The organism is Oceanicaulis sp. UBA2681, assembly GCF_002354675.1.
Lineage (GTDB): Bacteria > Pseudomonadota > Alphaproteobacteria > Caulobacterales > Maricaulaceae > Oceanicaulis > Oceanicaulis alexandrii.
This window is the reverse complement of the sequence record NZ_DEMB01000009.1, coordinates 1-13091: the sequence shown is the minus strand read 5'-3', so window position 1 is coordinate 13091 and position 13091 is coordinate 1. Positions and strand designations below refer to the sequence as shown.

General features: G+C 63.7%; 13 protein-coding genes. 3 read left to right on the top strand and 10 right to left on the bottom strand.

Translation table 11 applies throughout. The annotated features are described in order from the left end of the window. Positions 1–10 precede the first annotated feature (10 nt). Entirely contained in the window at positions 11–508 is a 498-nt protein-coding gene (gene ruvC, locus B3M53_RS06700) for a crossover junction endodeoxyribonuclease RuvC (RefSeq protein ID WP_022700407.1), read from the bottom strand. 125 nt (positions 509–633) lie between these two features. Between ruvC and B3M53_RS06695 the strand changes: the two genes are divergently transcribed. Next, complete coding sequence (locus B3M53_RS06695; RefSeq protein ID WP_273020078.1) at positions 634–1404, top strand: hypothetical protein; 771 nt, start codon at positions 634–636, stop codon at positions 1402–1404. A 5-nt stretch (positions 1405–1409) separates the two neighbouring features. Beyond that, complete coding sequence (locus tag B3M53_RS06690; RefSeq protein ID WP_273020080.1) at positions 1410–2591, top strand: cupin domain-containing protein; 1182 nt, start codon at positions 1410–1412, stop codon at positions 2589–2591. A 4-nt stretch (positions 2592–2595) separates the two neighbouring features. Here B3M53_RS06690 and B3M53_RS06685 read toward each other — a convergent pair whose 3' ends face one another. The 8 genes from B3M53_RS06685 to B3M53_RS06650 all read right to left on the bottom strand — a co-directional run bounded on the left by B3M53_RS06685 (position 2596) and on the right by B3M53_RS06650 (position 10636). Continuing rightward, complete coding sequence (locus B3M53_RS06685; protein WP_273020082.1) at positions 2596–2886, bottom strand: transcriptional regulator; 291 nt, start codon at positions 2884–2886, stop codon at positions 2596–2598. Beyond that, on the bottom strand, positions 2883–3335 hold the full coding sequence (locus tag B3M53_RS06680; RefSeq protein WP_273020084.1) for a hypothetical protein: 453 nt from the start codon (positions 3333–3335) through the stop codon (positions 2883–2885). The genes B3M53_RS06685 and B3M53_RS06680 overlap by 4 nt, the downstream gene beginning before the upstream one ends. Before the next feature lie 125 nt (positions 3336–3460). Next, positions 3461–3718, bottom strand: coding sequence for a YjhX family toxin (locus tag B3M53_RS06675; RefSeq protein WP_273020086.1), 258 nt, complete (start codon positions 3716–3718; stop codon positions 3461–3463). Positions 3719–3917: 199 nt separating this feature from the next. Beyond that, positions 3918–5906: a transketolase gene (gene tkt / locus B3M53_RS06670; protein ID WP_273020087.1), complete on the bottom strand. Its 1989-nt coding sequence runs from the start codon at positions 5904–5906 to the stop codon at positions 3918–3920. 71 nt (positions 5907–5977) lie between these two features. Then, entirely contained in the window at positions 5978–7510 is a 1533-nt protein-coding gene (gene pgi / locus B3M53_RS06665) for a glucose-6-phosphate isomerase (protein ID WP_273020089.1), read from the bottom strand. Continuing rightward, positions 7500–8465, bottom strand: a complete 966-nt coding sequence (locus B3M53_RS06660; protein ID WP_022700414.1) for an ArsR/SmtB family transcription factor — start codon at positions 8463–8465, stop codon at positions 7500–7502. Before B3M53_RS06660 ends, pgi begins: the two co-directional genes overlap by 11 nt. 101 nt (positions 8466–8566) lie before the next feature. Next, positions 8567–9814 carry an FAD-binding domain-containing protein gene (locus tag B3M53_RS06655; protein WP_273020092.1) on the bottom strand — a complete coding sequence of 416 codons (1248 nt, stop codon included), beginning with the start codon at positions 9812–9814 and terminating at the stop codon, positions 8567–8569. 27 nt (positions 9815–9841) lie between these two features. Then, positions 9842–10636: an aldo/keto reductase gene (locus B3M53_RS06650; protein ID WP_273020093.1), complete on the bottom strand. Its 795-nt coding sequence runs from the start codon at positions 10634–10636 to the stop codon at positions 9842–9844. A 159-nt stretch (positions 10637–10795) separates the two neighbouring features. Between B3M53_RS06650 and B3M53_RS06645 the strand changes: the two genes are divergently transcribed. Next, positions 10796–12616 carry an autotransporter domain-containing protein gene (locus B3M53_RS06645; RefSeq protein ID WP_273020095.1) on the top strand — a complete coding sequence of 607 codons (1821 nt, stop codon included), beginning with the start codon at positions 10796–10798 and terminating at the stop codon, positions 12614–12616. A 37-nt stretch (positions 12617–12653) separates the two neighbouring features. On the opposite strand, the gene B3M53_RS06640 is transcribed toward B3M53_RS06645, so the two are convergent. Next, a partial coding sequence (locus B3M53_RS06640; RefSeq protein WP_286799994.1) for a (d)CMP kinase occupies positions 12654–13091 on the bottom strand: 438 nt, incomplete at its 5' end.

Genomic DNA, 13091 nt, shown 5'->3' with positions numbered 1-13091 from the left:
AGCTTGCCAATCATGACGCCAGTCCTTTCATAGCGGTTCTGTGGTGAGCGTGGCAGACCGCGACCGCCAGCGCATCCGCCGCGTCCGCATCCGCCTTCGAGCCGGGCAGCAGAATCGCGATCATCGCCGCCACTTGCGCCTTTTCTGCGGAGCCGGTGCCGACAACTGATTTTTTCACGAGTTTGGGCGCGTATTCGCCCACCACCAGCCCGGCGCGCGCGGGGGCCAGCATGGCCGCAGCTCGGGCCTGGCCCAGCTTGAGCGCGCTGACGGCGCTGGCGTGAACGAACTGATCCTCAACGGCAGCTTCATGCGGCTTGAACTGCTCAACCAGCACTTCGATGGCGTTGTAGATCACGGTCAAACGCTCCGCCATCGGCGCCTTGGGCGGCGCTTTGATGACGCCATACTCCACCAGCGACAGGCGAGAGCCTGTCTGGTCGATCACCCCCCAGCCCGTGGCGTTCAGCCCCGGATCAATGCCCAGTATGCGAATCGAAGCGCTCATCGCTCACACCATAAGGCGCCGAGAACAAAAGGCGACCATTGCGTGCACGTTCATCCGTTCAGCTCGTGTTCAGTTTTCTCCAACCCATAATTCGTGTAAGGTTTTAGTCTATGGGGGAGACGGACATGAGCAAGAAACGCAAACTCTCAAGGCGCTCTTTTCTGACGCAAGTCGCGGGCGGCGCCACCGTGATCGGCGCCGCGGGACTGACCGGCTGCGCGACCGCTAGCGGTCAGGGCTATACCGGTCAGACAGATGCGGATTCCGGCCCCTATGCGGACGCTGTGGGGTATGGGCGCAACGGCCGTTATGGCGGCGGGCGCAACTGCACGGATGCCGATCAGGGCAATTATGCAGACCCCGCCAATCAGGGGCGCAATTGCCGCGGCCAATCCGGTTACACCGATGCAGACCAAGGCCCATACGCAGATCCGCCAGGGCAAGGCCGAGGGGGCCAGCAAGGCGGTTATACTGATAGTGATCAGGGCCCGTATGCCGATCCGCCCGGACAGGGGCGTGGCGGCCAGCGCGGCGGGTATACTGATAACGATCAGGGCCCCTATGCCGATCCGCCCGGACAAGGACGCGGCGGCCAGCGCGGCGGCGGTCACACCGATAATGACCAGGGTCCCTATGCCGACCCGCCAGGTCAGGGCCGGGGCGGACAGCGCAGCGGCTACACCGATAATGATCAAGGCCCCAATGCTGATCCGGTTGGACAGGGACGCGGCGGCCAGCGCGGCGGCGGTTACACCGATAACGATCAGGGCTCTTACGCGGATCCGGTCGGACAGGGTCGCGGCGGTCAGAGAGGCGGTCGGCGCGGCGGTCGTCAGTGTTCCGATTCTGATTCAGGCCCGTATGCCGATCCCGCCAATCAGGGCCGGCGCTGCTAAACGACATGACCTTGTCCCATGAAACGCCGGGCGTGCTGGCCGAGCTGATCGCGCCGCATGCGCCTGAAGCCTTTTTCGAGACGGTGTTCGAGGCAAGTGCGCTGCACGCGCCGGGTTCGGCGCCGGATCGGTTCACGCCCCTGATCAGCCTCGCGGCGATTGACGCCATGCTGGCCGAAGGTCTGTTTCGCGAGGGCGACCTGTCCATGGCGCGCGCTGAACCGCGCCTGGCTGACGGCGTCTGGTTGCGGGAAGACGGTCTGGTGGATCGCGGCGAGGTCGCCCGGCTCTATCAGCAAGGCGCGACCTTGATCCTGCCTCAGCTGCAGGCGCGACACCGACCGCTGGCGGATCTGTGCCGCCAGTTGGAAGCGGATTTTTCCTGCCCGGTGCAGACCAATATCTACCTCACCCCGCCCAATGCGCAGGGGTTTCAGACCCATTACGACAATCATGACGTTCTGGTCCTGCAGGTGGAGGGCCGCAAGCGCTGGCGGCTTTATGACGCTCCGGTGGGTACGCCCTATCGCGGCGAACGCTTCACGCCGGGCCGTTTCGCCCAGACCGAACCGCGCCAGGAGCTGGTGCTGGAGCCGGGCGATGTCCTGTATGTGCCGCGCGGGCTGATGCATGACGCGGTCAATGAGGGCGATGATCAGGCCTCGCTTCACATCACAACGGGTCTTCTGGCGAAAACCTGGGCGGACTTCCTGCTGGAAGCGGTGTCCGAAGCCGCCCTGCGCACGCCCGCCCTGCGCCGGGCCTTGCCGCCGGGCTACGCCAGGGGCGTGGTCAGCCGCGATCAGTTTGACGCGGCGTTTAAAAACGCGCTGCGCGATGTGGGTCAGAACGCCGATCTTGATGCGGTGATCGGCCTGTTCACCGACACCGCCATCACCTCGCGCCCGGCGGACACGCATGGCGCGCTGACCTTCGGCGCGCTCACCCCGGACACGCACCTCAAACGCCGACCGCTGATCGCATTGGAGCTGACCGAGGATGGCGATCACCTCGCCCTGGTCGCCCCCGGCGGCGCGCTGACCTTTGATCGAGAGGCCGAGGCCGGACTTGAACGTCTGCTCAATAGCGAAACGATCCGCCTGTCAGATTTCAGCGCCATGGACGACGCCAAGGCCCGCGATGTGATGGAACGCCTGATCGCCTACGGGGTGGCGGAGCGCGTTTGAGATCTTAGCTCCCAGCCATATCAATTAAACTTTTCAGATGATTGATATGGTCTGTGAGCGCAGCACGACCTTCCCGTGTCAGTGAGACCCAAGTCCGCTGACGTCCTTCATGCTTGCGTTTCTCTGTCTTCACCAAGCCAAGGCTCTCCAGAGCCTTGAGGTGTTTTGACATCAGCGCATCGGACACGCCGACAAAATCCTTCAGGCTTTGAAAATCGGCCTCCTCCAGAGGAGACAGGAAGGCGCACAGTTTCAGCCGGTCCGGATGCCGAAAAGCTTCGGCGGGTTGTGTCATTGTCCCACAACAGCCAGAGCGCGGGCGCTTCGCTGACGCTCCTGAAGGCCAAGCCCCATGATCACAAAGAAGGTCAGCGCTCCATAGGCATAAATCGCAATTGGCCGCCACTGAGGATCGAAAACCAGTGCTATAAAGGCAGCAATTGCGACCATACCCAGTCCAAACCCCAATCCCGCTCCCAATTCCCTCTTAGACATAGGCAATTGGACCTTCGCGTGTCGGCGCTCCATAGCGATGATCAGGACCAGCCCCAGCACTAAAAAGACGGCCAGTTCAAACTGGAAGAAAGACAGGCTCATCACCAAGCCGCTGACGATCCCGGCGAGAGCCAGAATGAACCAGTATGGGCGCAGATGCCCCAGAGCCTTGGCGTGTCCCATTGCGGCATAGGCTGCGTTCAGCTGATCAGTAGGGCGTTCTGGAGGCCCCTCACTCAGATTAGTCATAGCCATTCCCTTCACTTTCCATATTGGAAAGCTATTCGTCAAAACCCTGCCCGTCAATCATTACTTTCCGTTTTGGAAAGTTAAAGTCAGAAGGGTGAGGCTCAGCTTGTGCCCCACCCCTCTCCCTATCGGTTATCAGGCTGGGCGCGCACCAGCTCCAGGCCCCGGCGGGTGACCCGATAGGGTCCGCCCTTGCGGGAGGCAAGCGCGCGTTTGGCCTTGAGTTTTCTGAACAGGCGCGGCGTCACGCCGGGCATTCTCCAGCCTTCTCGCGTGATCAATTCCACATTCAGAATGCGGCCCGATGAGGTTTTGGCGGCTGTAATGCAGCCGCCCTTGGCCAGCGCGTGCAGCACGCGCTGTTCGTCTTTTGAAATATCCATTGGATCTGTCGGTCCCGAGGGTCCGCAGCCAGGCTGCAGACACAAGAAAACGGCGCTCGCTGGCAGGCAGCGAACGGGCTCTGGAAGGCCGCCTCTCCCCCGCAAACCGCGAGGAGAGACCCTATCGGGTCTCAGATAATGTATTACGCATAAGCGGTCTGGATATCACAAAACACCCAGACCGCCTATGTCCAAAGCGTCACACGCGCTTGAGCGCTTGCTCGACCACAGCGTCGGCGGTGACGCCGAAATGCTCGTAAAGCGCTTCAGCGGGCGCCGAGGCGCCAAAGCCCTCCATGCCCACAAAGCCGCCCTCAAGACCGATCAGGCCGTCCCAACCCCAGCGCAAGGCTGCTTCGACCGCCACGACGGGCAGTTTCGGATCAACCACAGAGGCGCGATAGCCTGCATCCTGCTTCAGGAAAGTCTCAAGCGACGGCGCGGAGACGACGCGCGCGTGAACGCCCTTGTCCTTGAGTTTGGCCTGCGCCTCGATCGCAAGGCTCAGCTCGGTGCCGGTGCCGATCAGGGTGACTTGCGCCTCGCCCTCGGATTCGCGGATCACATAAGCGCCTTTGGCGGAGAGGTTCGTCGCGCCGTCGTCCTGGCGCGCATGGGGAACTTTCTGACGCGACAGCACCAGAACTGTCGGGCCGTCGGTGCGCTCCAGAGCGCACTTCCACGCTTCCGCCGCTTCCACCGCATCGCCGGGACGATAGACCGCCACATTGGGCATGGAGCGCAGGGCGGTCAGATGCTCGACCGGCTGGTGGGTCGGGCCGTCTTCGCCAAGGCCGATGGAATCATGGGTGAAGACATAGATCACCGGCTGGTTCATCAACGCCGACAGGCGGATCGCGCCGCGGCAATAATCAGAGAACACCAGGAAGGTGCCCGAATAAGGCCGCAAGCCGCCATGCAGCGCCAGCCCGTTCATCGCCGCCGCCATGCCGAACTCGCGCACGCCATAGTGGACATAAGAGCCCGAGAAATCGTCCGGCGTGATCGACGCCATGCCCGGCGCATGGGTGTTGTTGGAGCCGGTCAGGTCGGCGGAGCCGCCGATAAGGCCGGGGCAGGCTTGCCAGAAGGCCTCAATCGCCTTGCCGGAGGAGGCGCGGGTCGCCAGCGCCGGCTTGTCGCTGAGCGTTTTCTGGATGTGCGCGTCCAGCGCGTCCAAAGCGGCTTTCGGCGGCTCGGCGGCCAGTTGCGCGGTGAAGGCCTCGGCCTTGTCAGACGCGGTCAGGCGCGCGTCCCAGGCCTCGCGCGTCTGCGCGCCCAGCTCGGCTACAAAGCGCCAGCCGTCATAAATCTCGTCAGGGATCACGAAGGGCTCATGGCTCCAGCCCAGCGCTTCGCGGGCGCCCTTGATCTCCTCAGCGCCCAGCGGCGCGCCATGGCTGCCCGCAGTGCCCGCCTTGGTGGGCGCGCCAAACCCGATCGTGGTCTTGCACGCGATCAGCACCGGCTTGTCAGACATTTTGGCGTCGTTGAGCGCCTTGTCGACAGCCGCCGCGTCATGACCGTCCACCGCCAGCGTCATCCAGCCTGCGCTCTCAAAACGCTTGCGATGGTCGACCGTGTCAGACAGCGCGGTGTCGCCGTCGATCTGGATGGAGTTGTCATCCCAAAGCACCACCAGCTTGTTCAGCTTGAGATGGCCCGCGATGGAAATGGCTTCCTGGCTGACGCCTTCCTGAAGGTCGCCGTCAGAGGCGATCACCCAGGTGCGGTGATCCACCAGATCATCGCCGTAATGCGCGTTCATCATGCGCTCGCCCAGCGCCATGCCCACAGCCGTCGCCAAACCCTGGCCCAGCGGGCCGGTGGTGGTCTCGATGCCCGGCGCATGACCGAATTCGGGGTGACCGGCGGTTTTGGAACCCAGCTGACGGAAGTTTTTCAGCTCTTCCATCGTCATCTCTTCAACCCCGATCAGGTGCAGGATCGAATAGAGCAGCATGGAGCCATGACCCGCCGACAACACGAACCGGTCCCGGTCGGCCCATTGGGTGTCCTTGGGATCGAACTTGATATGCCGGGTCCACAAGACCGTCGCCACATCGGCCATGCCCATCGGCATGCCGGGATGGCCTGACTTGGCGGCTTCCACGGCGTCCATGGACAGTGCGCGAACCGCATTGGCGAGGGGCTGGATCCGGGCCGGATCAAGAGCGGGCTGGGTCATATCGCTGGCCTTATATCGTGTGCGGGTGCGAAGGGCGTATCGGCAAAGTGTTTACACAGCCCTGAGCATCATCAATCAAGGCCCAATCGGTGCGTCAGTTCACGCGCCGGGCCGTCAAACCCGGCCATGTCGCCGGAAAGAATGGAGCGGGCAAGGCTTTTGCCCAGCTCGACGCCCCATTGGTCAAAGGGGTTGAGGCCGTAAATCACGGCTTCCACAAAGACTTTGTGCTCATGCAAGGCGATCAGCGCGCCCAGGGTTTCTGGGCTCAGCCGATCCATGACGAATGTCGAACTGGCGCGCCCACCCCGGATCGCCTTGTGCCTCGCCAGCTCACCCTCGCCCGTGCGGCCATGAGTCAAAGCCGCGCCCTGAGCGGCGAGATTGGCGTTCAGCGCCCGAACGCGCTCATCCGTCCGGCCATGATCGGCGATGGCGATAAAATCGACCGGCGCTTCATCCAGCCCCTGATGCAGCCATTGAAACACGGAATGCTGCAGGTCTGATCCGCGTCCGCCCCAGACCAGGGGTCCGCTATGGCCCTCAGACAAAGGCTCGCCTTCTGCGTTCACGGACTTGCCCAGGCTTTCCATTTCCAGCTGCTGCAGATAGCTCGGCAGGCGCTCGAGGCGCGAGGAATAGGCGGCGACACAGCGCGAGGGCAGCCCCAGACCCGCCCGGTTGAATACGTCGACCAGCGCTTTCGCCACCGGCATGTTGCGCGCGAGCGGCGTTGTGGCGACATGCTCGTCCATCGCCCGGGCGCCCCTTAAAAGGCGATCAAACACGTCAGAGCCCAGACCCGTCTCCAGCGCCAGCCCGGCGGCGGACCACAGCGAATAGCGCCCGCCCACGCCATCGAGAAAGGCGAAGATCCGTTCGTCATCCAGACCAAACGCCCTGGCCTTGTCAGGGCAGGCGGTGGCGGCGGCGAAGCGGGCGCTGACGCCCGCCTCCCCCAGATGCTCGACGATCCAGGCGCGCGCTGCGCGCGCATTCATCAAGGTTTCCTGGGTGGTGAAGGATTTGGAGATCACCAGGATCAGCGTCGTCTCAGGATCAGCGCCTTCCAGCGCATCATCAAGGTCAGCCGGATCGAGATTGGAGACGAAATGCGTCTCGACGCCGTCGCGGCGAAACGCGCCAAGCGCGTCATAGACAAAGCGCGGTCCCAGATCGGAGCCGCCAATGCCGATATTGACCACACGCTGCACCGGATGCCCGTCCAGCGCATCGGGTCGCCCCATGAGGTCGGCGAAGGCGCGCGTCTTCTTGCGGGTGGCGATCATCGCTGCGGCGGCGTCCGACTCGCCCAAAAGCGCAGGATTGCGGCAGGCGGGATGCAGAGCCGGGCGTTGTTCGGTGCCGTTCACGATCTCACCCGCGAACAGGGCCGCCAGCCGTTCGTCGACGCCTAAAATGTCAGCCCGCTCGACCAGCGCCCGCCAGGTCGGCAGGGTCAGCTTTTGTCGGCGCAAATCGAGATAAAGTCCCGCCGCTTCGAACTGCAGCGCATCTGACCGCGACTCGTCTGACAGAAGGCTCGCCATGTCGACGCTGGCTTGCGCCGCGGCGATCGCCTTCATCCCCGTCTCAGACGTCATCCTCATCCCCTTCGATCGGACGCTCGGCGGCCCAGATCAATACCGTCAGTCCGCCTTCAATGCCTTCGGGCTCAAGGGTGCGCAAGGATTTCAAGGTCAGCCCGCTCGTCTGCAGCCAGGCTGTGACCTGCGCCGGCGGGAAGCCCAGCCAGCGATGATGGTGCTGGATGCGCAGGGTTTCATGATGATGTTCTGCGAAATCCACCACCAACAACAAGCCGCCGGGCGCCAGCACGCGCGCGCATTCTGACAATGCGGCCTGCGGGTCCGGCAGGTAATGCAGCACCTGATGCAGAGTGACGAGATCGGCGGCGCCTTCATCCAGCGGCAGGGCTGACGCATCGGCCTGACGCACGAATCGCGACGACAAACCCGCTTCGGTCAGCTTGGCGCGCGCCACATGGAGCATCTCACGGCTCAGATCGACGCCCATGCCCTCATCGGCCTGGTCAATGAACAACTCGAGAATACGCCCCGTCCCGGTGCCGACATCCACATGCTGCTTGAAGCGGCGGTCCTTGGCCAGATCCAGCATCGCAGCTTCCACCTCGGCGTCGGAAAAGTGCAGCGATCGAATTTGAGACCATTCCTGAGCGGCGGCTTCGAAATACTTCGCAGCTTCCTCGGCGCGCAACCGCTTGAGCTCTTGCAGGCGCTGACGATCACGATGGACCTGAGGCTCATTGGCTTCGGTGAATTCCTCGACCAGCGCGGCGAGACGGCTCACCGGCCCGGTGCGCATCAGGCGGTAAAACACCCAGCCGCCCTCGGGAAAGCGTTCGCACAGACCGGCGTCGGCCAGAAGTTTGAGATGGCGCGAAATACGCGGCTGGCTTTGTCCCAGAACCTGCATGATCTCGCTGACGGTGAGTTCGCCCTGCGCCAGCAAAGACACAATCCGCAGGCGTGTCGGCTCCGCAAGAGCCTTGAGCTTCGCCAACAGATCAGATTGCATGGTCTCTCCCACCCAGCGCCGAACCGCGCCTGTAGCCTATCCCCCACCGCTTAGCGGGAGAATGCCGAAAAGTCATCTTTTCGGCGCGGTTTAAGGCGCGGTCAGCTCAGGTGGAGTTGGTCGAAGACAGCCGGGATTGCCGTTTTGAACTTGAAAAACCCCTTGGTCGCATAGGGGAAGAAGGCCGCATCCCACGGGCGTTGCATCTCGCACAGCGTGAGGTCGGCTTGCGCCAGCGCGGCTCGATACCCCGCCATCTGGTCCTGACCCGGCCCAACCGCCGAGCGCTGCGTCACAACTTGCTTTGCGCCCAGTGTCCGCGCCGTATCGATAACAGCCTCAATGTCCGGGGCAGCTTGCGCGGTGCGCCCGAAATGAGCGCCCGCACGCTGCGCGCCGTCTAAAAGGGCCTGCTGCGTAAAGCGCGCCGCGCACTCCCCCAACGCCAGCGCGCCCCGCGCTAAAGGTTCGGCCTGATAAACCACTGCACGCACATCGAGCCTGTCCGCAGCCCAGCTTTCCGCATGCAAATCCTCTTCATGCAGCCAGACCAGAGTAGGGGCGTCAGGATCAGGCGCCTCCCCCGCCGCAAGCGTCTGCGGGGCCGGATGTTCAAGCGACGCCTCAAGCGGCGGCGCCTCTTGCGCCAGCGCGCCTGCATCCGGTGTGAAACGACCGCCGGTGTATTTTTCGATGTTGGAGGCGCGGGCCAGATAGGTCTTGCCCACCGTCTGGAGCCCGCCCACCCAGCGCCAGCTCAGCGTATTGGAGGCCGGATCGCCATCGATCAGATGACGCAGGAACAGATCCGCGCCCAGAACCCAAGGCAGCTCAAGCGTATAGATCCAGATCGAGGCGAACCACATCCGTGCATGATTGTGCAGATAGCCGGTCTGAATCAGCTCGCCCGCCCACGCGTCAAAGCATTCAAGCCCTGTCAGACCATCCCGGGCCGCTTCATACCGGCGGCGCAGAGCCTCATCTTCGCCCAGCGCGTCCAGGGCTTGAGACAGCTCCGCCTTGTACTCTGACCAGCGGGTCGGCCGCAGCTCCAGCCAGCCTTTCCAATAGGTCCGCCAGCAGACCTCCTGGATGAATTTCTCGGCTGTTTGAAGCCCATGAGCGTTCAGCGCCGCCTGGGCCAGTTCAGATTCAAGAACCAGCCTGTGACGCACATGCGCGCTCAAGACAGAGATGTTGGAGCGGTCTTCAGGACCGAAATCAAAGTTGCGCTGCGTCGCATAGCGCCGCCCCATCAAGGGCGTGAAGGCTTTCAGGCGATCCAGGCCCGCCTGGCGATCAGGCGTTGGCGGCACGGGAGGCGAAGCGAATAACTCTGTCTGGCTCATGGTGGCGGAGCTAGACCGGGATCTGCGTCAGGAAAGTCTGATGCTCTCGAGATTGCTGTTCAGATGCGCCCTGCGCGTGGTGGTGAAGAGCGCGCTGACCACGCCCGGCCGACAGAGCGCCAGCTTCAGCCCGTCAGGGACCGCGATCCGCCCACGCCCGGCGCCTTTTGCGCGCATTCTCTTGGCGAGCGGATAGAGATCCGCCAGTGAACGCGGCGCCCGCCATCGGGGCGGCGCATCACCGGCGGTTTCAATCGCCATGATGGGAAGCCCCGCCTGCGCAGCCCGGTCGAGCGCCGCCGTCTCCGCGCTGTCCAGAAAAGGGTGAACCGGCGCCATGACAGTCTCAAACCACCCTGCATCCAGCGCCCAGTCGAGCGCTGGACCGCGCCCCGCTGCGCCCAAAGCCCGAAACGCTCCGGCTTGCTTGAGCGCCCTCAAACGCGCCAGCAAAGCCGCATCCAGCTCATGGGGCGCCGCGCCGTGCAAGAAGAGGATGTCGACCCCCTCAACACCTAATCGGTCCAACGAGGCGCGCACGCTGGCCTCGACGCCATCGGGTGACAGATCGCGCCGCCGCCCGGCAAGGCCATGGCTGGTCAATCCCGCCTTGGTGCAGACGACAAGGTCCGAGCGATCCAGCGCTTTCAGAGCGACACCCAAACGCCGCTCGGCCTCGCCAGCCCCATAAGAGGGCGCGGTGTCAAACATTCGCACGCCGCCCTCCACCGCCGCCTTGATCAGCGCCAGCGTCTCTGAGGCCGGAACAAGAGGCGTGCCATGGGCGCCGGAGACGCCAAAGCCGAGAGCGGAAAACTTCATCATTCCCACAGGCTAAGTCGTCCCGCCCCAAACCGCCATGTGCAGATTCCGCGCCTCGCCCACACGGTGCAACTTGACAACCTCACAGTTCAGAACAGCTAATCACAGTGTGCGAACAATAAAAAATGCGCACCGATACACGCTCTGGGGAGGAGCTTTATGTTTAAACAAATGCTGGGGGCCTCATTGGCCGCCCTGTCTTTCGCGTCTGCGCCAGCACTTGCGCAATCGTGGGATTTCACAGCCGGCAAGTCTTACGTCTTTGGCGACAGCCTGTCTGACACTGGCAATGTGTTTTTGGCGGCAGGCGCCGGCGGCCCACCGGTCTATTTCAATGGCCGGTTTTCCAACGGCCCGGTCTGGCATGAATATCTGACCGGGCAGACGCTGGCGCTGTCGCCCTTCCTGACCGGCGTACTCGGCGACGCCTCAAACGGCATCAATTTCGCCCATGGCGGCGCGCGCACCGCCGGCTTCGCAAGCACGCCCGGCGGCCCGGTCCTGCCCGGCTCCATCGAACAGGCCCAGTTCTTCGCGGCGGGAGTCGCCAGCGGACAAATCGCTGCGCCAAACAGCTCGGACATCTTCTCCATCTGGATCGGCGGAAACAACTTCCTTGCGGCGCTGAGCGGCGGATCACTGGATATCAACCAGGGCGTGGCTGACATCCAGCAAACCCTGTCGACGCTGGCGGACGCCGGCGCCCGTCGCTTTGTGCTGTTCGGCGTGCCGCCCATCGGCTCATCCGTGGAAGCGCCCGCCCCCTTTGACGCCCAGTTCGATCAGGCTGCGGCGCAATTCAATATCGGACTGCGCGGCGTCGACGCCGCGATCAGCGCGCAATACGGCGCAGATGTGCTCTACATCAATGTCGAAGACCTGCTCCTGGACGTCTACGCCAATTCGAGCCTTTACGGGTTCAGCGAAACGTCCACCGATTGCGTCAGCCAGGGCTTGCTGCTGGACGCCTGCCCGTCGGACTGGAGCGATTATGACGGCATCCATCCGACCACGCAGTCTCACGCCGTGCTGGCCGCTTTCGTCGTCGCCAGCGGCGCGAACGCGGATTATGCCGGGCAAAGCGCCGGCGGCCTGACCGAGCACGCCTATCAGATCGGCCGCCACCTAATCGTGGACGCGCTCGACGACGCAGGACGCGCCAAATCAGAGACCGGCGGCTATATCACCGGCGGCTGGCTGGACGGATCTGTAGACGCCAGCGCAAGTTCAGCTGGCGTTGATTATGATGGCTGGTCCGCCTCCGCGGGCTTCACCGCCAATCTCGACAACGGCTTCTTCGCCGGCGCGCGCGCCAGCTTCGCCGACACCAGCAGCGCCATTAGCGGCGTTCTGCCCGCCTCCGGCGATGCAGAGACTTTCGCGGTCGCTGTCCATGGCGGCTGGTCCACAGGCGCGTTTTACCTGATGGGCGGCGCAGGTCTGGGCCGCACCGACATGGACACCGTACGGGCCACCGGCTTCGCCCCCCGCAACACCGTGACGGGTCAGCTGGTGGTGGATCACAGCTTCACAGCCGTTGAGACCGGACTGGATTTTGCAGCGTCAGAGACGTTCGCGCTGACGCCCTATCTGCGAGCGGTGTTCACTGATTACGACCTCGCAGCCAATATCGAGCAAGGCGTGCTTCTGAACGGTCGGGTGCAGGCGCTTGATTTCAGCAGCACGCTTTATGAAGCCGGCGTCCGCGCCAGCTGGCAGGTGTCTGAAGCAGGCAAACTGCAAGCGGGTCTCGCCTATGAGAGCGAAGATGACGCCGAGCGAACGGTCGGCGTTCTCTTGAACGACATCGACCTGTCTACGGCCCGGATTGGCGGGAATGAAGACGGGCTGCTGCGCGCCCAGCTGGGCTATGAAGCCCAGATCCGCGACCGGTTGAGCGTCGCCCTGACGGCTGCGGGTCGTTCTGGCGACGGCACGGAAAGCCTGCAGGCGCGCCTGCAGGTGCGTCTGGGCTTCTAAAGCCGATGAGCCCCGGCCTCCTTGAGGGGTCGGGGCCTTAGCCCAGCCGGGCTTCCACCAGCTTGATCGCCTCGCGCACGGCCTCATCTACAGACATGACAGACGTGTCGAGTTCGATCGCGTCATCGGCCTTGATCATAGGGGCGTCCGCCCGGCTGGCGTCGCGGGCGTCGCGCTGGCGCAGCTGGCCCAGCACCTGCTCAAAACTGATCTCTTCACCGCGATTGACGAGCTCCGCCCGACGCCGCCAGGCGCGCGAGTCTTCATCAGCGATGACGAACAGCTTCACATCCGCATCCGGGCAGATGACCGTGCCGATATCACGACCGTCCAGCACTGCGCCGCCCTCTTGGGCGGCGAAGGCGCGCTGCACATCCAGAAGCGCCGCTCGCACGCGCGAATGCGCCGACACCACGCTGGCGGCCACGCCGGCGCCGGCGGTGCGGATCTTGGATTCGTCGATGGCGGCGACATC